The 19,175-nt window shown below is 61.0% G+C and carries 21 protein-coding genes and 1 other RNA gene; 6 read left to right on the top strand and 16 right to left on the bottom strand.

Annotated features, from left to right (window positions below):
- Positions 1 to 12: 12 nt before the first annotated feature.
- The 5 genes from BM341_RS15725 to rsmI form a co-directional block, all read right to left on the bottom strand.
- On the bottom strand, positions 13 to 1,677 hold the full coding sequence (locus tag BM341_RS15725; RefSeq protein ID WP_089797016.1) for a peptidoglycan D,D-transpeptidase FtsI family protein: 1,665 nt from the start codon (positions 1,675 to 1,677) through the stop codon (positions 13 to 15).
- Between the two features lie 53 nt (positions 1,678 to 1,730).
- Complete coding sequence (gene ftsL / locus BM341_RS15720; RefSeq protein WP_089797015.1) at positions 1,731 to 2,054, bottom strand: cell division protein FtsL; 324 nt, start codon at positions 2,052 to 2,054, stop codon at positions 1,731 to 1,733.
- 9 nt (positions 2,055 to 2,063) lie between these two features.
- Entirely contained in the window at positions 2,064 to 3,020 is a 957-nt protein-coding gene (gene rsmH, locus BM341_RS15715; protein WP_089797014.1) for a 16S rRNA (cytosine(1402)-N(4))-methyltransferase RsmH, read from the bottom strand.
- Positions 3,021 to 3,068: 48 nt separating this feature from the next.
- Positions 3,069 to 3,435: RNase P RNA component class A (gene rnpB / locus BM341_RS15710), an RNA gene on the bottom strand.
- A 32-nt stretch (positions 3,436 to 3,467) separates the two neighbouring features.
- Complete coding sequence (gene rsmI, locus BM341_RS15705) at positions 3,468 to 4,325, bottom strand: 16S rRNA (cytidine(1402)-2'-O)-methyltransferase (protein ID WP_089797013.1); 858 nt, start codon at positions 4,323 to 4,325, stop codon at positions 3,468 to 3,470.
- 47 nt (positions 4,326 to 4,372) lie between these two features.
- Between rsmI and BM341_RS15700 the strand changes: the two genes are divergently transcribed.
- The 4 genes from BM341_RS15700 to BM341_RS15685 are packed head-to-tail and all read left to right on the top strand — an operon-like array spanning position 4,373 to position 7,752.
- On the top strand, positions 4,373 to 6,184 hold the full coding sequence (locus tag BM341_RS15700) for a penicillin-binding protein activator (protein WP_089797012.1): 1,812 nt from the start codon (positions 4,373 to 4,375) through the stop codon (positions 6,182 to 6,184).
- Positions 6,168 to 6,536 carry a YraN family protein gene (locus BM341_RS15695; RefSeq protein WP_089797011.1) on the top strand — a complete coding sequence of 123 codons (369 nt, stop codon included), beginning with the start codon at positions 6,168 to 6,170 and terminating at the stop codon, positions 6,534 to 6,536. The genes BM341_RS15700 and BM341_RS15695 overlap by 17 nt, the downstream gene beginning before the upstream one ends.
- Positions 6,537 to 6,574: 38 nt before the next feature.
- The gene (locus BM341_RS15690; RefSeq protein WP_089797010.1) at positions 6,575 to 7,168 is read left to right on the top strand and encodes a phosphoheptose isomerase; all 594 of its coding nucleotides are present in this window, start codon (positions 6,575 to 6,577) and stop codon (positions 7,166 to 7,168) included.
- Between the two features lie 5 nt (positions 7,169 to 7,173).
- Positions 7,174 to 7,752, top strand: a complete 579-nt coding sequence (locus BM341_RS15685) for a BON domain-containing protein (protein WP_089797009.1) — start codon at positions 7,174 to 7,176, stop codon at positions 7,750 to 7,752.
- A gap of 158 nt (positions 7,753 to 7,910) precedes the next feature.
- Here BM341_RS15685 and BM341_RS15680 read toward each other — a convergent pair whose 3' ends face one another.
- The 8 genes from BM341_RS15680 to zapE all read right to left on the bottom strand — a co-directional run bounded on the left by BM341_RS15680 (position 7,911) and on the right by zapE (position 14,241).
- The gene (locus BM341_RS15680) at positions 7,911 to 8,396 is read right to left on the bottom strand and encodes a ClpXP protease specificity-enhancing factor (RefSeq protein ID WP_089797008.1); all 486 of its coding nucleotides are present in this window, start codon (positions 8,394 to 8,396) and stop codon (positions 7,911 to 7,913) included.
- Positions 8,397 to 8,457: 61 nt separating this feature from the next.
- Positions 8,458 to 9,084 (bottom strand): stringent starvation protein SspA, encoded by a 627-nt coding sequence (gene sspA / locus BM341_RS15675; RefSeq protein WP_089797007.1) that lies wholly within the window; start codon positions 9,082 to 9,084, stop codon positions 8,458 to 8,460.
- A gap of 155 nt (positions 9,085 to 9,239) precedes the next feature.
- A complete protein-coding gene (locus BM341_RS15670; RefSeq protein WP_089797006.1) occupies positions 9,240 to 10,007 on the bottom strand; it encodes a cytochrome c1 in 768 nt (255 codons plus the stop codon).
- Positions 10,007 to 11,266, bottom strand: coding sequence for a cytochrome b (locus BM341_RS15665; protein WP_089797005.1), 1,260 nt, complete (start codon positions 11,264 to 11,266; stop codon positions 10,007 to 10,009). The genes BM341_RS15670 and BM341_RS15665 overlap by 1 nt, the downstream gene beginning before the upstream one ends.
- Entirely contained in the window at positions 11,266 to 11,856 is a 591-nt protein-coding gene (gene petA / locus BM341_RS15660; RefSeq protein ID WP_089797004.1) for a ubiquinol-cytochrome c reductase iron-sulfur subunit, read from the bottom strand. Before petA ends, BM341_RS15665 begins: the two co-directional genes overlap by 1 nt.
- Positions 11,857 to 12,071: 215 nt before the next feature.
- On the bottom strand, positions 12,072 to 12,461 hold the full coding sequence (rpsI, locus tag BM341_RS15655; protein ID WP_089797003.1) for a 30S ribosomal protein S9: 390 nt from the start codon (positions 12,459 to 12,461) through the stop codon (positions 12,072 to 12,074).
- Positions 12,462 to 12,474: 13 nt separating this feature from the next.
- On the bottom strand, positions 12,475 to 12,903 hold the full coding sequence (gene rplM, locus BM341_RS15650) for a 50S ribosomal protein L13 (RefSeq protein ID WP_089797002.1): 429 nt from the start codon (positions 12,901 to 12,903) through the stop codon (positions 12,475 to 12,477).
- 153 nt (positions 12,904 to 13,056) lie between these two features.
- A complete protein-coding gene (zapE, locus tag BM341_RS15645; protein WP_089797001.1) occupies positions 13,057 to 14,241 on the bottom strand; it encodes a cell division protein ZapE in 1,185 nt (394 codons plus the stop codon).
- A 187-nt stretch (positions 14,242 to 14,428) separates the two neighbouring features.
- On the opposite strand from zapE, the gene BM341_RS15640 reads away from it, so the two are divergent.
- Entirely contained in the window at positions 14,429 to 14,872 is a 444-nt protein-coding gene (locus tag BM341_RS15640) for a Z-ring associated ZapG family protein (RefSeq protein ID WP_089797000.1), read from the top strand.
- A 56-nt stretch (positions 14,873 to 14,928) separates the two neighbouring features.
- Here the strand turns inward: BM341_RS15640 and BM341_RS15635 are convergent, their stop codons facing one another.
- Entirely contained in the window at positions 14,929 to 15,687 is a 759-nt protein-coding gene (locus BM341_RS15635) for a Nif3-like dinuclear metal center hexameric protein (protein WP_089796999.1), read from the bottom strand.
- A 100-nt stretch (positions 15,688 to 15,787) separates the two neighbouring features.
- Here BM341_RS15635 and BM341_RS15630 point away from each other — a divergent pair, with 100 nt between their 5' ends.
- Positions 15,788 to 17,020 carry a Do family serine endopeptidase gene (locus tag BM341_RS15630; RefSeq protein ID WP_089796998.1) on the top strand — a complete coding sequence of 411 codons (1,233 nt, stop codon included), beginning with the start codon at positions 15,788 to 15,790 and terminating at the stop codon, positions 17,018 to 17,020.
- A gap of 100 nt (positions 17,021 to 17,120) precedes the next feature.
- Here BM341_RS15630 and hisD read toward each other — a convergent pair whose 3' ends face one another.
- Positions 17,121 to 18,452 carry a histidinol dehydrogenase gene (hisD, locus tag BM341_RS15625; protein WP_089796997.1) on the bottom strand — a complete coding sequence of 444 codons (1,332 nt, stop codon included), beginning with the start codon at positions 18,450 to 18,452 and terminating at the stop codon, positions 17,121 to 17,123.
- A 52-nt stretch (positions 18,453 to 18,504) separates the two neighbouring features.
- Positions 18,505 to 19,152 carry an ATP phosphoribosyltransferase gene (gene hisG, locus BM341_RS15620; RefSeq protein WP_089796996.1) on the bottom strand — a complete coding sequence of 216 codons (648 nt, stop codon included), beginning with the start codon at positions 19,150 to 19,152 and terminating at the stop codon, positions 18,505 to 18,507.
- Positions 19,153 to 19,175: the final 23 nt, after the last annotated feature.

Below are 19,175 nucleotides of genomic sequence, written 5' to 3'. Positions count from 1 at the left end.
GACGTTCATGATTCATTCCTCTCGCGCATCGGGCGGCGCGTCGGGTGGCACATCGAGCAGTCGCAAGGCATTGCCGACGATACGCGAGAATGCGGGGGCGGCAACGGCGCCGCCGTAATAATCACCTGCCTGGGGGTGGTCGATCATCACCACGGTGACGATACTCGGGTCCGAGACAGGGGCAACGCCTACGAACAGGCTGCGATACGCATCTTCGGTATAACCGGTTGCCGAGTTCTTGCGCACCGTACCGGTCTTGCCGGCGACGCGATAGCCGGGAACCCCTGCTCGCCGCCCCCCCGTTCCTGGCTGTACTGACTCTTCCATGATGCGCAAAAGATCATGAGCCACGTCGGCATCGATGGCCGGGGTGCCGACGGCCGGCTCAGACAACCTGAGCAGTGAAGGTGGCATCCTGACACCATCGTTGGCGAGAGCGGTAAAGGCGCTGGCCAGCTGAAGCGCCGAGACAGATAGGCCGTAACCGTAGGAAAGCGCCGCCCATTGACTGCTCGACCAGCGCAGCGGAGCGGGCAGACTGCCGTTGGCCTCGCCAGGAAACCCCGTCCCGGGGCTCTCCCCGAAGCCCAGCAGGCGGTATTTCTCGGGCACCAGCGGGTCATCAAGCTCCAGCACCAGCTTCGACATGCCGATATTCGAAGATTTCTCAAGAATACCGGCCATGTCCAGCTCGCCGTAATTGCGCACGTCCTTGATGGTGAAGCGATCGATGCGCATCCAGCCCGGCGAGGTATCAACCACGGTATCGCGGTCGAATTTGCCGCTTTCCATCACCGCCGCCATGGCCAGGGGCTTGACCACCGAGCCCGGCTCGAAGACATCGACAATGGCCTGATTACGCAACCCTCGAGGATCCAGGCCAGCACGATTGTTGGGGTTGTAGGAAGGCTGATTGGCCATGGCCAGCACTTCGCCAGTATCGGCGTCCATCATCACCACCACGCCACCATCGGCCTGATGCTCCTCGACCGCCGTCTTGAGTTCGCGATACGCCATGTACTGTAGACGCTGGTCGATGGAAAGGGTCAGATCACCCCCTGGCCGCGCCTCGCGCAATACAGCCAGGTCGCGGACCAGGCGGCCACGCCGATCCTTCAAGACTCGCCGCTGCCCCGGCGCTCCCGCCAAATGAGACTGATAAGCGAGTTCCAGGCCCTCCTGGCCGGCATCATCGATATTGGTAACCCCGAGGAGCTGGGCCGTTACCTCTCCCGAGGGGTAGTAGCGCTTGTATTCCTGCCGGGAATACACACCCGGTACGCGCAGGTCGAGTACCCGCTGCGCCGCTTTCGGCGTCAGGCGTCGCTGCAGATACATGAATTCGCGCTCACCGTAGCGATCGATGCGCTCATTGAGGGCATCGAGCTCCATCCCCAAACCACGGGCCAGCATCAGCCGCTGGATATCGTCGACAGGCAAATCCTGGGGGTTGGCCCACAGCGATACCACAGGCGTCGAGATTGCCAGCGGCTCGCCGTGACGGTCGCTGATCATGCCCCGGTGGGCCGGAATGGTATCGGTGCGCAGGGTACGCGCATCGCCTTGTCCCTGCAGGAAAGGCCGGTCGATGACATGTAGCGTCACCACGCGTCCGGCGAGCAGTCCCAGACCGATCGCGACCAATACCAACAGCAGGCCATACCTTACGCCGCCCATCGGCTCCATCGGCGGCGGTCGCCGCGGCGTTACCCCGCTTCGGGCATCAAGACTCACGGACGAATCACCTCGACGTCCACCACTTCAGGCAGGCGCATGTCCAATCGCTCCTCGGCCAGGCCCTCGACGCGGGCTGGTGAAGACCAGGCACTGTCCTCGAGAAGCAGCTGCCCCCACTCGGTCTGCAATTGCTGATGTTCGCTCTCCAGGCGTTGAAGGTTTGCATATTGCTCGCGGGTGAGGTGGCTGGCGGTGATCACCGCCAGAGCGCTCCCCAGACAGGCCAGCACAAGCAACACGACAATTAGCAGCCGCAGCCCGGAGAACCGAGCCAGCGGCCAGCCGACATCATTGGGGCCTGTGCGTCCCTTGACCATAGCGTCTCCTCAGCTGCGTTTGCGCGCCACACGCATCACGGCGCTGCGCGCGCGGGGATTGACCGCAAGCTCCGGTGCGCCGGCATGTTGCGCCTTGCCCACCGCGTCCAGACGTTTGGCCAGCTGATCGTCGCGAACCGGCACTCCGCGCGGCAGGTCGGTATCGCCACGCACGTGCCGGCGGATGAAGCGCTTGACGCGGCGATCTTCCAGGGAATGAAAGCTGATCACCACCATATGCCCCCCCGGTGCCAGCGCCTCGAGCGCCGCGTCCAACGCCGCGTCGAGTTGCTCGAGCTCGCCATTGACCTGGATACGCAGCGCCTGGAAGACACGGGTGGCTGGATGCTTGCCCTTCTCCCAGGCGGGATGAGCCGTCTTGACCACCTCGGCAAGATCCGCGGTGCGTTCGAAGGGCCGATCGGCCCGTCGAGAGATGATGGCCCTGACCAGGCGTCGGGCGAAGCGCTCTTCTCCATACTGTTTGAACACCCTGACGATCTCGGCTTCGTCGGCGCGTGCAAGAAACTCGGCGGCACTCTCGCCGCGGGTAGGGTCCATGCGCATGTCCAGGGGGCCATCGCGCAGGAAGCTGAATCCCCGCTCGGGATCGTCAAGCTGGGGGGAAGACACCCCGACATCCAGCAGGATGCCATCGAGGCGGCCGTGCAGACCGCGAGCCGCGGCGATCTCGCCGAGATGGGCAAACTCGCCACGCTCGACGCTGAAGCGGGCATCCTCGATGCTGGCGGCGGCCGCGATCGCCTGGGGGTCGCGGTCAATGGCCAGCAATCGCCCTTCGGGGGCCAGGCGCTCGAGAATCGCGCGGGAATGCCCTCCACGCCCGAAGGTACCGTCCAGATAACTCCCTTGTGGATCATGAATCAAGGCATCGACGGCCCCATCCAGCAGCACGCTGACATGGCGAAAGCCGCTGGCGGCGTGTTCAGAGGCGGATGGTGTCATGCACTTCTCGTTCGAAGGGATGGGAAGAGAATGGACAAGCAAGTGACAGGGGGGAGTCAGCCGATAAGCCGGGTTCTGTCGTGGACAGCCATTCCTCTAGGAGCCGCGTCACCACGGCCCTCAAGCAACCTACCCGAACCCGACGCGGGCCACGTCAATGGGTTCCTATTTGGTCTTGCTCCGAGTGGGGTTTACCTTGCCACGCACTGTTACCAGGCGCGCGGTGCGCTCTTACCGCACCCTTTCACCCTTGCCGGCCTCCCTGAGGAGACGTAGGCGGTCTGCTCTCTGCTGCACTTTCCGTCGGCTCACGCCGCCCAGGCATTACCTGGCACTCTGCCCTGCGGAGCCCGGACTTTCCTCCCCTGCGCCCGATCCGAAAACCCGGCGCAGCGGCGACTGTCTGGCCAACTCCCGCGGCAAGCATACCAGCGCCTCCGATGCCCCTCAATCCCCATCCTTGAGAGTCTGGGTCCGGGCATACCAGCCTTTCTTCGCCCCACCCAGTACCCGAGACGCCACAGCAGCTGCCTGCTTCACGCCGACACCCTCCTCGAGCAGCGCCGACAGCAGGGCATCGGCCTCGAAGGAGACGGCATCCTCCCCGGTGCGCGGTTTAGCGCCAGCCACCATGATCACGAACTCACCACGCGTCTGATCGGGATCGGCGTCCATGCGAGCCAGGAGTCCGGCGGCCGTGCCGTCAAGAAAGGTTTCGAAGGTCTTGGTCAGCTCACGGGCTAACACCAACTGGCGCTCCTGATGAGTACAGGCCAGATCGGCGAGGGTGTCGCGGATACGGTGCGGCGACTCGTAGAACACCAAGGTTTCCTCGCGGTCAACCAAGGCCTCGAGTCGAGCGCGTCGGCCTGCGCTTCTGGCTGGCAGAAAACCCTGGAACAGGAACCGATCCGTCGGCAACCCCGCCGCCGACAATGCCGCAACCAGCGCGCAGGGGCCCGGGATCGGGATGATCCGCCGTCCTCTGGCGCGCAATTCACGCACCAGCACGAACCCCGGGTCGCTGATCAGCGGGGTTCCCGCATCGCTGATCAGGGCGATCGACTCGCCGCCCAGCAGTCGTGCATCGAGCTGCTCGATCCGCGCCGGCTCATTGTGCTCATGGAGCGACAACATCGGCACCGTAAGGCCCAGGTGTCGCAGCAGGCGTGCGCTATGCCGGGTATCTTCCGCGGCGATCAGCGCCACCTCGCCAAGCACTCGGATCGCACGGAAGCTCAGGTCGTCCAGATTCCCAATCGGTGTAGCGACCACGTACAATGCACCGGCAATCGCATCTGACATCTCGGCTCCCTGGGTTGCTCGCGGCTAATGGGGACAAGGAAGGATTCATGAACATCTCGATTCGTGGCCTGTTGGCCGCCGCGCTGATGGCGCTAATACTGGCGGGCTGCGGCTTGCAACCTGGCATCATGGAACGCCGTGCCGCGGATGACCCACAGCGGCTACTTCAGCAGGCCGAGCAGCAGGCACCCGCCCAGGCGGCGCTCACCCGACTGGAAGCGGCTGATATCCTAGCACGTCAGGGCAGCCGCCCCCAGGCACTCGAGGTTGCCAAGGAGATCGATGACCGTCAGCTCGAGGCGTCGGCACGACTGCGCTGGGCACTGTTGCTGTCGGACCTGGGCGAGGCGCTGAACGACCCCTGGGCGGCGATCCAGGCAGGACAGGACATCGAGGCGCTGCAACCGGCCCAGGATCAGTCGGTGCTGCTTCGTGAACGCCTGGGGATAGCGCTCCTCGAGGTCGATGAACCCCTCGCGGCCGCCGAAACCCTGCTCGACGTTCAAGCCGATACCGATCGGGAAGCCTTCAATGACCCCATCTGGCAGGCCCTGACGCGATTGGAGACTCGTCAACTGAACTCGCTCGAGGCCGGGGCAGATTCCCTCACTCGCGGATGGCTCGACCTGACCAAGCTGTTTCGTAGCAGTGGGGGCGATATCCAGCGTCTGTTCGACCGGCTGGATGACTGGCGCAGCCGCCATGCCAATCACCCGGCGGCACGCCGCCTACCTTCCGAGCTATTGGCATTGCGCGAATTACGGGGCCTGGAGGTCAATCACATTGCCGTTTTTCTCCCCGAATCCGGCCCGCTTTCCGAAGTTGCCGCGGCGATTCGCGACGGCATGCGCACTCACCATCTCAACGAAGCCAACCAGGGCAACAGTGCGCAACTGAGCTTCATCGATTCGAGTCATGGCGATCTCGATGCGCTTTACCGCGAAGCCGAGAACCGCGGCGCCCAGGTCGTGGTCGGCCCCTTGGAGAAGCAACTCGTCAGCGAACTGGAACGTCGCGACGAAGTGCCTCTGCCCACGCTCGCCTTGAACTACGGAACGGCCGAGCGCAACCAGACCGATAATCTTTTTCAGTATGGCCTGTCCGCCGAAGATGAAGCTCGCCAGACGGCCCGTCGCGCCTGGCAGGATGGTCATCGTCGTGCCGCGGTGCTGGTGCCCGATAATGACTGGGGCGGCCGGGTCGGCGAAGCCTTCTGGAATGAATGGAGCGACCGCGGCGGCGAAGTGACCAAAGCGGTTCGCTATGACCCCGAGGGCTCGGTGGCCAATGCCGTGAAACCCGCGCTCAACGTGAGCAACGAGCGCGCCCGGCTGGGCAACGTCGATATGCTGTTCCTGCTGGCACTGCCCGAGTTCGCCCGTCAGGTTCCGCCGACCCTGGATTATTTCTATGCCGGCGAACTGCCGGTCTATGCCACTTCACACCTTTACGAAGGACGCCTGCAACCGCGCCTGGACCACGATCTGGATGATGTGAGGTTCATCGATATACCCTGGCAGATTCCCGATGCCGCCGTCGGCGGCGAAGAGGCCCTGCCCTTCTATAACAGCTACCGTGAGCTGCGCGAAGAATCCGACCCGGCGATGTTTCGACTCCTGGCCATGGGAGTGGACGCCTACGAACTGGCCCGACGCCTGCCCCAGTTGCAGGCGTTACCGAACAGCGAAGTCTTCGGCGCCACCGGGACGCTGCGACCCGGAGAGGATGGCCGCATCCTGCGCCAACTGCCCTGGGCGCGATTCGTCAATGGCGTGCCGCAACCGATCTTGATTCCTGGCCTCTTCGACCGTTCGACGAACGATGCCAGGAGCGATCGGCGCGATGACGACGCCTCATGATGCCCGCGCTCGCGGCGAGGCCATCGAGCGAATCGCCGCGAGCTGGCTCACCGAACGCGGCCTGCGGCTGCTGGCCAGCAACCAGCATGCCAAGGGGGGCGAACTCGACCTGGTGATGCAGGACGGTGACACCCTGGTATTTGTCGAGGTCAAGCATCGCACCACGGCGCGCCATGGCCACCCCCTGGAAACGGTGACCGCCGCCAAGCAACGCCGGCTGGTCAAGGCGGCGCTTTTTTATCTCCAGCGCAACCGGCTATCATGTCCCTGTCGCTTCGACGTGTTGGCCGTGACCGGGCAGTCCTCAGCCTTCGAATTTCATTGGGTGCAGGGTGCCTTCGAGGCCTTCTGACTGGCCGCACCCATCCGCCATACGACCAGGAACCCCGCATGGATTTTCAGCAGCGTATTCTCGGCCACTTCAATGCCAGCATCGACACCAAGACTTATGCCAGCGAAGTCCTGCCGCCCTTCATCGAGGTCGCCAGCCAGATGATGGTGCAATGCCTGGTCAGCGAGGGCAAGATACTCGCCTGCGGCAATGGGGGCAGTGCTGGTGATAGTCAGCACTTCTCATCTGAGCTGCTCAACCGTTTCGAACGCGAGCGTCCGAGCCTGCCTGCACTGGCATTAACCACCGACACCTCTACATTGACTTCCATCGCCAATGATTACAGTTACAATGAGGTGTTTTCCAAACAGATTCGTGCCCTAGGCCAGCCTGGGGACGTTCTTCTGGCCATTTCGACCAGTGGCAACTCAGCCAATGTCATTCAGGCGATCCAGGCGGCCCACGACCGCGACATGACAGTAGTCGCCCTGACCGGGCGGGATGGTGGCAACATGGCCTCGTTGCTCAGCCAGGATGACTGCGAGATACGCGTCCCGGCCACCTCAACAGCCCGCATTCAGGAGGTCCACCTACTGGTGATACACTGCTTGTGCGACTTGATCGATGAACAACTCTTTGGTGCCAGCGAATGACTTCCATGACGTACAAGACACTACTTACTGCCCTGCTCCTCGGCCTGACGCTGACCGTTTCCGGTTGTGCAGCTGTCAACTCGGCGGCCACACCCGGCACTCTGGAAGAGAACTATGGAGAGCGCACCGAAGGTGCCAGGGTCGAGGACAACAGCATCGAGACCAAGATCAACCATAATCTCTCCCGTACCGATGCGCGGCTTGGCGATGCCCGCATCAATGTTGATGCCTACAATGGTGTGGTATTGCTGACGGGCCAGGTGCCGAGCGAAGAACTCAAGGAAATGGCAAACGAGATCGCCAACAGTGTCCGCAATGTCCGGGTGGTGCATAATGAGCTTTCGGTTGCCGCCAACCTGCCGGCGAGCCAGCGTGTCGCTGATACCTGGCTCAACACCCGTATCCGCACCAGCCTTGCGGCAAACGAGCAGATCGATACCGGACGCATCCGAGTGGTCACTGAGAATGCCAGTGTCTACCTGATGGGAATCGTGACACGTGGTGAGGCCGAGCGCATCGTCGAGGCGGTGTCTCGGTTAGGCGGCATGGAGCGTATCGTCAAGGTATTCGATTACCTGGACTGACCTGAACTGATGGTCCCATCCCTCAGCGAAACGGCCCTCCCTCCAGCAAACCGGCGGTGCCAACGCAAAACGGCAGACCAGGAGTCTGCCGTTTTGCGTAGTGTCACCCATACTGGCTGACATACCGTGGGGCCTGGCTATCAGGCCGATTCAACGACTCACTTGATGACTCGCAACGAAGGCTTTCCCTTGCGGGGCGCCGCATCCTCATCGGCCTTGCCTTCATCCTTGTCGCTTGCACCATTTTCACTGTTGTCGTCGTTTCCTACACTGCTCAGTGTCGGAGCCTGCTCATCGGTGGACGACGGCTCTTCCCCACCAGCAACCGGCAACTCCGGCTCGTGACCAAACACCATCCCGACGCCATTCTCACGGGCATAAATGGCCACTAGCGCTGCCATTGGCACCATGATCCGCATGGGCTGACCACCGAAGCGAGCGCTGAAGCCGAGCGCCTCGTTCTCCATGAAAAGTTCTCGCACCGCCGTCGGCGCCATATTCAGCACGATCTGGCCGTTCTGCACGAACTGACGAGGCACCTCGACGCCTGGGTATTCGGCATCCACCACGATGTAAGGCGTTAAGTCATTGTCCAGCAGCCATTGGTTAAGGGCTCTGACTAGATAGGGGCGACTCGATTGCATCCGTTGGCCCTCCTGCTTGGGTATAAGTCCGACAGTCCGGCTAAGGGCCGGAATCACAAAATTACTGGCGCATCTCACGCTCGCTTTCACTCAACGCGGCCTTGAAGCCCTCGCGCTCGAAAACACGCTCCATATAGCTGACTAACGGCTTTACTTGCTTGTCGGGAAGTTCAATCCCCAGCACCGGCAAGCGCCAGAGAATAGGTGCCAGGCAACAGTCAACCAAGGTGAAATCTTCGCTCATGAAGTAGGGCATGTCTTCGAAGATCGGCGAGATACCAATCAGGCTTTCGCGAAGCTCCTTGCGAGCCTTATCGGCTTCCTTCTTGCTGCTATCGAGAATCTGCTCGACCAGCGGGCACCACTCGCGTTCGATGCGATGCATCCACAACCGGCTCTGGGCCCGCGCGACGGGATAGACCGGTAACAACGGCGGATGCGGAAAGCGCTCATCGAGATATTCCATCATCACCTTGGATTCATAGAGCACCAGGTCACGATCGAGAAGCGTCGGTACGCTGTTGTAGGGGTTGAGATCGGCGAGTTCCTCAGGGGGATGTTCGTCGGCCACCTCGACAATATCCACGGCCACGCCCTTCTCGGCGAGCACGATGCGCACACGGTGACTGAAGTGATCACTCCCTCCAGAATAGAAGATCATCGACGACCGCTTGGCCACTACACCCATGAAACAATCCTCGCATCAGTTCGGACAGCAATAGTAACACGGCAGCCACCTGCTTGAGGGGCCTTGGCCGGCTGATCATGCTCGTCCAGGTTGAACCATAAAGGGGCGCATGGCCTGCATGACCACGCGCCCCGAGTCTCTCCGCTGAAGACGGATCAGTGAATGTCGCGCCAGTACTCGCGCTTGAGCAGGTAAGCGATAACACCAAAAATAAAGATGAATATCAATACTTTAGGCGCAAGCGCTTGTGCCTGTAGCTTTGAAGGCTCTCCCACATAGGCCAGGAAGTTGGTCAGATCATAGACGGCTTCCTCGAACTCCTCTGGCTCCATCTGGCCGGGCTGTGTCACCTGCAAGGTCTCACAGGACTGATACTTGCCGGAAAGCGTATCGGGCTCGGTACCTTCCACGGGTCGATCCGTCTCGGCGCACACTTTCTCCTGTACACCCTGTAGCGGTTCGAGAACGTTGGGCATCGCTACCAGATCAAACACCGCGTTGTTCACGCCGGTCACCGTATCCGGATCCTTGTAGAAGGTCAGCAGATAGGAATAGACCCAGTCGTTGCCCCTCAAGCGACTCACCAGAGAAAGATCCGGCGGCGCGGCGCCAAACCAGTTGGCCCCATCGTCGCTGCCCATCGCGATATGCATCTGGTCATTGAAGGCCAGATCCGAGGAAAAAATGAGATTTTCCTCTACCAGTTCCTGGGGGATCTCGAGATCCTCCGCGGCACGTGAGAAGCGTTGATGTTCCAGCGAGTGACATCCCATGCAGTAATTGACATAGAGCTTCATGCCATTCTGCAGCGAGGCCTTGTCCTGCAGATCTGGCTCCATGGAGAAAGGCACACCGGCGGCGGGCGCTCCCATCGCCGCGACCGGCAGCATCGCGAACAGCAGTGCGAACAGTTGCTTTTTCATTAGCCAGTCACCCTTTCAGGAACGGGTTTAGTCTTCTCCAGCCGGGTATAGAACGGCATCAGCAGGAAGAAGGCGAAATAGATCGCGGTGCATACTTGAGCCAGTAGCGTACGGCCTCCCGTAGTCGGCAAGACACCAAGCACGCCGAGTATCACGAAGCTGATCGCGAACAGGGTGAGCATCACCTTGGACATCCAACCCTTGTAGCGCATGGAGCGAACCGGACTCCGGTCGAGCCAGGGCAAGACGAAGAGCACCGCGATTGCCCCGCCCATGAACAACACCCCGAGGAACTTGGCATCCAGGCCGAACAACGAGAAGTTAATGGCGCGCAGGATCGCGTAGAACGGCGTGAAGTACCATACCGGCGCGATGTGATCCGGCGTCACCATGGGATTGGCAGGCTCGAAGTTGGGCTTCTCGATGAAGTAGCCGCCGCCTTCGGGGAAGTAGAAGATCACCACACAGAAGACGAACAGAAAGACCGCCACACCGACCAGGTCCTTGACGGTGTAATAAGGGTGGAAGGGGATTCCATCAAGCGGTTTGCCCGTCTCATCCTTCTTGGCCTTGATGTCGATACCGTCGGGATTGTTGGAACCGACCTCATGCAGGGCGATGATGTGTAATACAACCAGTGCCAGGATCACAATGGGCAGCGCCACCACATGCAAGGCAAAGAAGCGATTGAGGGTAATCCCCGAAATCAGGAAGTCACCGCGAATCCACTGGGTCAGGTCGGGACCGATCACCGGAATCGCCGAGAACAGCGAAATGATCACCTGAGCACCCCAGTAGGACATCTGTCCCCAGGGCAGCAGATAACCCATGAAGGCCTCGGCCATCAACGCCAGGTAGATCATCATGCCGAAGATCCAGATCAGCTCACGTGGTGCCTTATAGGAGCCATAAAGTAGACCGCGAAACATGTGCAGATAAACGACAGCGAAGAATGCCGTTGCACCGGTGGAATGCATGTAGCGGATCAGCCAGCCGTACTCGACATCGCGCATGATGTACTCGACGGAAGCGAAGGCTTCTTCGGCGGAGGGGTTATAACTCATGGTCAACCAGACACCGGTGAGAATCTGATTCACCAACACCAATAGCGCCAGCGAGCCGAAGAAATACCAGAAGTTGAAGTTCCTCGGCGCATAGTACTTGGCCATGTGGTCCTGCCACATGCTGGTAGCCGGAAAGCGGTCATCGATCCAGCGCATGACGCCGCGTTCCGCCTTGGCCTTGTTCGGGTTAGCCATCAGGCAGCCTCCTCATCTTCACCGACAATAATGTCGTCGCCTTCGAAGCGGTATGGCGGCACCACAAGATTGGTCGGCGCCGGCACGTTGGTGAACACACGGCCAGCCAGGTCGAAATAGGAGCCATGGCAAGGACAGAAGAACCCCCCCGGCCAGTTTTCAATATCGACGGCATCCGGCTCGGGACGGTAGAGCGGTGAGCAACCGAGGTGCGTACAGATACCGATGAGCACACCGATTTCCGGCCTTACCGAGCGCAGTGGTCCCGACACGTAGGTGGGCTGGTGAAGTTCCTCGGAGTCAGGGTCGGCCAGGCGTGACGCATCGAATTCTCGAGTACGCTCGATCATCTCCTCCGTACGATTGATGACCCATACCGGACGTCCGCGCCACTCCACGGTCATGCGCTGACCGGCTTCGAGCTTGGATATGTCGGCACGCACAGGCGCACCCGCCGCCCTTGCCTTGGCACTAGGCTGCCAGGAAGCCACAAAGGGGACCGCTACCCCGACAGCACCTACCGCCCCTACAACGGAGGTGGCGCCTACGAGGAAACGGCGCCGCCCTTTGTTCACGCCGTTATCTGCCATTTCTTGTATCTCCCATCAGCTTGCCCACCGGCATCACGAACTTAAATGCATCTCGCGACCACGGCTACCAAATGCGGTCTATGTTAAAAAAACGCGCCGCTTCGCACAAGGACAAGTCACCCGACCGAGACGAAAGCGCCATAACAACTGGTTGATGCAGAAATAAAAACGCCCGAGCCAAAGGACCCGGGCGCTGGAATCGAGCAAGCGAACGCTTAACGCTTGGAGAACTGCGGGCGACGACGCGCCTTGCGCAGACCCACTTTCTTGCGTTCGACCTGGCGCGCATCACGGGTGACGTACCCGGCTGCACGCAGCGGCTTGCGAAACTCCTCATTGTAGACCAGCAACGCACGAGTGATCCCGTGACGAATGGCGCCAGCCTGCGACGAACCGCCACCACCCTTGACGGTGACATAGACATCGAACTGATTCAGGGTCTCGGTCAACTCGAGCGGCTGACGAACCACCATGTGGCCGGTTACACGTCCAAAATAGTCGTTCAGAGCACGGTCGTTGACGGTGATCTTGCCGGTACCCGGCTTCAGAAACACGCGAGCGGTGGAGGTCTTGCGGCGCCCGGTTCCGTAATACTGCTGTGTCATGGCGAAGACTCCCTCAGATGTTGAGTTCTTGCGGCTGCTGGGCAGCGTGCGGATGCTCGGTGCCGGCGTAAACCTTCAGCTTGGTATACATGGCACGACCCAGGGGACCCTTCGGCAACATGCCCTTCACGGCAGACTCGATGACGCGCTCGGGTGCGTGAGCAATCATTTTCTCGAAATTCATGGACCGCAGGCCACCGGGATAGCCGGTGTGGCGGTAGTAGGTCTTGGCACTGGCCTTGTTGCCGGTGACTTTCACCTTCTCGGCATTGATCACGACGATATAATCGCCGGTATCCACATGCGGGGTGAACTCGGGCTTGTGCTTGCCGCGCAGACGGCGAGCAATCTCGGTGGCCAGACGACCGAGCGTCTTGTCCTTGGCGTCGACGACATACCAGTCGCGCTGGACGGACTGCGGTTTGGCAGTGTACGTCTTCATGGATGAATCACCAAATCGATGCATTGGGTCCTGCTGCCCGCTTTCGGGCTCGGGACCATCCCTATTTTTCTTGGTTGCGCCGCGCTTGAAAGCGGCGCAACGGTCGAGCGAGCCCGCATTCTACACGACTCTCCCGCCGGGGTTAAGGGGCAATCAGGGTTTATGCGGCAGGGCGAGATACTCGTGCGATTGCATTTCCTGCAACCGTGACAGCGTCCGCTTGAATTCGAACTCCAGACGTCCGCCGCTATACAACCGCTCGGCGGGCGCCTCTGCAGACATCAGCAACTTGACTCCCCGGTCATAGAACACGTCGACCATATTGATGAAGCGCCGGGCCTGGTCATCGGTCTTGCGATTCATGCAGGTCACGTTGGACAGCAGCACGCTGTGGAATTCACGGGCCAGTTCGATGTAATCGTTCTGACTACGTGGTCCATCGCATAACTCACGAAACTCGAACCAGACCACGTCGTCATGCAGGCAACGGGTATGCAGCACACGATGGTTAATTTCGAGAGTCGCGCCCTCCTCCCCCTCGTGACCGGCAATCTCGCGGAAACTTCGCGCAAGCTCGCGCTCCGCCTCGGCGTCGAGCGGGGCATGAAATATCTCGGCACGCGCCAGGGCTCGCAGTCGATAATCGATGCCAGCATCAACGTTGACGATATCGCAGTGCCGCTTGAGCAGCTCGATTGCCGGCAAGAAGCGTGACCGCTGAAGCCCCTCTTGGTAAAGGTCGTCAGGGATGACATTGGAAGTCGCTACCAACACCACGTCATGTTCGAAGAGCGCCTCGAGAAGGTTGGTGAGGATCATTGCATCGGTGATGTCCTTGACGAAAAACTCATCGAAGCAGATTACCCGCGCTTCGGCAGCGAACTTGGCGGCCACCAGCTTGAGGGGATTATGCTCCCCCTTGTAGTGCTCGAGCTCGCTATGCACCCGCTGCATGAAACGATGAAAATGCGTGCGCATTTTTTCGGGAAAAGGCAGCGACTCGTGAAAGCAATCCATCAGGTATGTCTTGCCACGCCCCACTCCCCCCCAGAGATAAAGGCCGTTGATGTCGGGCAAGGCGGGCGTCTGTCGCTCCTCACGGCGCCCGAAAAGCCCCGCCATGCGTGACTTGATCCGCCTGCCGGTCGGGGCCGAGCGCTGCGGCGCGCGCGGCCTTGCCACCAGATCATCATAAAGACGCTGAAGGTGCTGGACCGCTTGTTCCTGAGCGGGATCATGGTGAAAGTCATCCCGCTCGAGATCGGCACGATAGCGCGCCATCGGGGAGGCCGGGCGGGTCGCATCAGGGGACGCTGGCATGGTAGAAGGGTCGCTCATGAAGGGTAAAAGATCCTGCTCGCGGCTTCGACAAGCTCGATTATACGCAACCCCCCTCGGGTTCGCATCGATGCCACCGCGTTGACCCGGACCTCGGCTGCAGCCCTATAATGGGGCGCGAGGGCTACCCCTCGATGGCGGATCCGCCTAGCGCGTCGGGCCGCTTCCATCGCCGCAGGAGATAGACGTGGACGAAAGCAATATCAATTGGATAATCACCATTGCCGTGCTGCTCGCCGGCATCGGAATCGGCGCGATGAGCTATCACTTTCTCAACGCCAGGGCCGGTCAAGTCCGGACGCTGCGTCGAAAGGTCGCCGAGCGTGACCGCGAACTCTCTGTCTTGAAAAGTGGCGTTGATGAGCATTTCACCGAGCTCACCGGGCTTGCCGAAAGCCTGCGCCGCGACAGCGATACGCTGATGCAGCGACTCGAGAAGGGCGCCGAGACGCTCAATAGCCTACCCCACCGCACGAACACGCTGAACGTACCCCCAGCCGAAGTGGAAAGAGACACCACCAACGAACGCCTGGCCACTCCACGAGACTATGCTGACGGCAGCGGCGGGACCCTCTCGGAGGATTTCGGCCTCAAGTCCCGCGATGTCGCGCTACAACCGCCTCGCTACTGAGAGCCTGTATCGTTTCGTGATGAACGGGCTCGCGCCGCCAAGCCGGTAGTGCTCAGTCAGGCCGGATTGTCGATATCCACGAAACGGTGCTCGATGTCGAATTTCTTCCCTAACCACTGGCCCAACGCTTGAACGCCATAGCGTTCGGTGGCGTGATGACCCGCCGCTAGGTAGTAGATGCCCAGCTCTCTGGCAAGGTGGGTGGTTCGCTCGGATATCTCGCCCGAGATAAAGGCATCTGCCCCGGCCTCGAAAGCTGTCGTGATCATGTCCTGTGCCCCACCGGTACACCAGGCAACGCGGCGTATCTCTCCCTTGCCGGGCGCCTCGATCACCAGCGGCCTGCGAGCCAGGCGCTGTTCCAGGAGCCCCGCCAGGGTCTCGGCATCAAGCCCTTTGGGTGGATTGCCCAGCCAGACCAGCCCCTTGCCAAGTTCGCCATCGGCACAGCCGGTCACCTCAAAGTCGAGCAGGCGGGCCAGCTCAGCATTGTTGCCAAGCTCAACATGGGCATCCAGGGGAAGATGGTAAGCGAGCAGGTTGAGATCATTGACTAGAAGGGTATGCAGTCTCCGACGCTTCATCCCGCTGATGGCCACCGGTTCGTTCTTCCAGAAATAACCATGGTGCACCAGCACGAGGTCGGCTTTCCAAGCCACCGCCTCATCGAGTAGCGCCTGGCAAGCTGTTACTCCGCTCATGACTTTCCTGACCTTCGACCGCCCAGCCACTTGCAGTCCATTCAATGTGTAATCTTGAAAAGAGGTAGCGTCGAGTAGCCGGTCGCAGGCGGCAACCAGTCGATCACGTTCCATCGGTCCCTCCGGGCATTGGCAAAATGGCAATGTTACACTGCAGCCATTGTATCGGCCGCACTATCGACTCGCGACCACCCCAAGCAAGGAACCCTCTCGCATGCGACGCTCCCTGTTGCCGTATGTCTGGCCTGCGCTGATCGGCGTGCTGCTGGCCATCGTGCTGCTCAATGCCTTCCCACAACTCATGGGGCGTCACGACCCGTCGCCTGGCTCGTCATCGCCACCTGCTTCTGGCGTCACCTCGACGCCATTCGAAAACGTGAACGAGGATACCTCACGCCCTTCTCCCGAGGTGCGCCAGGCAGAGCCACTCTCCCGTGGCCAGGGGCCCGCCAGTTATGCCGATGCCGTTGAACGTGCCGCGCCGGCTGTCGCCAACATCTACTCCTCACGGGTGGTCGAGCGTGAGGAGCACCCGCTGATGTCGGACCCTTTCTTTCGCCAGTTCTTCGGTGAAGACATGCCGGCCCGGCAACGCATGCTCTCGAGCCTGGGGTCTGGTGTTATCGTCAGCGAAGACGGCTACGTTCTCACCAACCACCACGTCATAAATGGTGCCGACCAGATCCAGGTCGCCCTGCGTGACGGCCGCGAGATTCTCGCCGAGGTCATCGGCACCGACCCGGAGAGCGACCTGGCGGTACTTCGCATCGACCTCGACGACCTTCCCGTCATCGAGCTAGCCGACTCCGGCGACGTGGCTGTGGGCGACGTGTCCCTGGCCATCGGCAACCCATTTGGTGTCGGCCAGACGGTCACCATGGGCATCATCAGCGCTACCGGCCGCAGCCATCTGGGCCTTAACGCCTACGAGGATTTCATCCAGACCGATGCCGCCATTAATCCTGGCAACTCCGGCGGCGCCTTGATCAATGCTGAGGGGTCGCTGGTTGGTATCAATACCGCCATCTTCTCCCGCTCGGGCGGCTCGCAAGGCATAGGTTTCGCAATTCCCGCCAATCTGGCCCGAAGCATCCTCGATGATCTGGTCACCCAGGGCCGTGTCATTCGTGGATGGCTGGGCATCGAAGCCCAGGAACTCAATCAGGACCTGGCAGCCTCGTTCGGCCTCCAGATACCTCGTGGCGTGGTGGTATCAGGCGTCGTGCCGTCGGGGCCCGCCGACGAGGCAGGTCTGAAGACCGGCGATATACTGCTGGAACTCGCTGGCCGGCCCATCCTCGATGCGCGCATTGCCATGAGCGACATCGCCGCGATTGAGCCCGGCCAACAGCTTTCCGTGACCGTGCTGCGTGAGGGAGAGTCGCGGGAATTGACGGTAGAAGTTGGCGAACGCCCACCCCCCGAGTTGCGCCAGACCGAAAGATAAATTGCGCCTTATGACCACCTTGCACCCCTGCCATCACAGGGGTGGTAGTTCAGGCGCATACAGGGTTGAGCGGACAACGTTTCCGGTACCGGAATCCGCCTCAAGATTCGATACGATACTCGGCGGAACGAGCGTGCGCCGTTAGCGCTTCGCCCCTGGCCAGAATGGAAGCCACCCGGCCAAGCTCAGAGGCCCCTTCCGGCGAGCAATGAATAATCGACGAGCGCTTCTGGAAATCGTAAACGCCCAACGGGGAAGAGAAGCGTGCCGTGCCGGAGGTCGGCAGCACGTGGTTGGGTCCGGCGCAGTAGTCGCCCAAAGCCTCCGCGGTATGGCGGCCCATGAAAATGGCGCCGGCGTGGCGGATATCGGGCAACCAGTCATCGGGATTGGACAGCGATAGCTCCAGGTGTTCCGGGGCGATGCGATTGATCAACGCAATCGCTTCGACACGATCGCGACACTGGATCAGCGCGCCACGGCTCGCCAAGGACTCGCGTACGATCGCCTCGCGCTCGAGCGTCGGCAACAGGCGATCGATGGACTCCTGCACGGCCTCCAGATGCGCGGCATCCCAGCTCACCAGAATGGCCTGGGCATCCTCGTCATGCTCGGCCTGGGAGAACAGGTCCATGGCCAGCCAGTCGGGGTTGGTACCACCATCCGAGATCACCAGAATCTCGGAAGGCCCGGCGATCATGTCGATTCCCACCTGACCGAACACCGCCCGCTTGGCTGTGGCCACGTAGATGTTGCCCGGCCCGACGATCTTGTCGACGCGGGGGACCGTCTCGGTGCCATAGGCCAGGGCCGCCACCGCCTGGGCGCCACCCAAGGTAAAGACATGATCGACACCGGCTAGATACGCTGCCGCCAGCACCAGCTCGTTAAGCATCCCATCAGGGGTCGGCACCACCATGATGATTTCGCGAACGCCGGCCACATGGGCGGGAATCGCGTTCATCAGCACCGAGGAAGGATAAGTGGCCTTGCCACCGGGCACATAGATCCCGGCGCGATCCAGTGGCGCGACCTGCTGCCCCAGTACGCTGCCATCCGCTTCGGTATAGCGCCAGGATTCGGGCTTTTGCCGCTCATGATAGAGCCGAATACGCTCGGCCGCCGCTGTCAGGGCGTCACGCTGCTCTGCGGGTAACCCTTGATAGGCTTGCTCGAGGCGAGCCTGGTCGAGGGTCAGCTCGGCCATCGAGGTGACCTGCAAACGATCAAGACGGTTGCTGTAGTCGATCAATGCCGCATCGCCACGCGCCCTCACATCGGCAATGATGGCGTCGACGCGCGCCTTCACCTCGGCATCGGATACGCCTTCCCAGGCCAGCAGGGCCTCGAGGCGGGTATCGAAGTCAGCCTGATTGGTGACGAGCCGGGATATGCCGCCTGGCGTTGAGGTCCGGGACACTGTCGTGGTCATGAATGCGTTACTCCCTGACATGAATAATGCGGGATAGGGCCCACGAGCGTGGCTAGATACATTCGCGCCGCGCCGCCACCGCCTGCTCCAGACGGGCGATCAAGGGCTTGAGCCGTTCATGCTTCATGGTCATGGCTGCCTTGTTGACCACCAGCCGCGTGCTGATCGGCGCGATCAGTTCACGTGGTTCCATACCGTTGGCTCTCAGAGTGTTGCCGGTGTCCACGATGTCGACGATCTCGTCGGCGAGATTCATCAACGGCGCCAGCTCCATGGCGCCATAGAGCTTGATCACCTCGGCCTGGATACCCTGCACTGCATAATAGCGGCGCGCCACATTGACGAACTTGGTAGCCACACGACGCCGTGCCCGGGCCGGTTCGGCGCCGGTGATGCCGGCGGTCATCAGCTTACACGCGGCGATCTCGAGATCCAGCGGCTCATATAGGCCTTCCGCACCATGCTCGAGCAGGACATCCTTGCCCGCCACTCCGATATCGGCCGCGCCCAGTTGAACATAGGTGGGCACGTCGGTGGCACGCAGGATCACCAGCTTGACATCGTCCAGATTGGTATCGAACAACAGCTTGCGGCTGGCGCCCAGATCCTCGCTGGGTGAGATGCCCGCATCAGCCAGCAACGGCAGGGTTTCGTCGAGAATACGCCCCTTGGAAAGGGCCAGAATCAATTGCTTGCTCATGGTCTCGCCTGTATGGGAATGCA

The sequence above is a fragment of the Halomonas korlensis genome (assembly GCF_900116705.1).
Taxonomy (GTDB): domain Bacteria; phylum Pseudomonadota; class Gammaproteobacteria; order Pseudomonadales; family Halomonadaceae; genus Halomonas; species Halomonas korlensis.
This window is presented reverse-complemented; position numbering and strand designations above follow the sequence as displayed.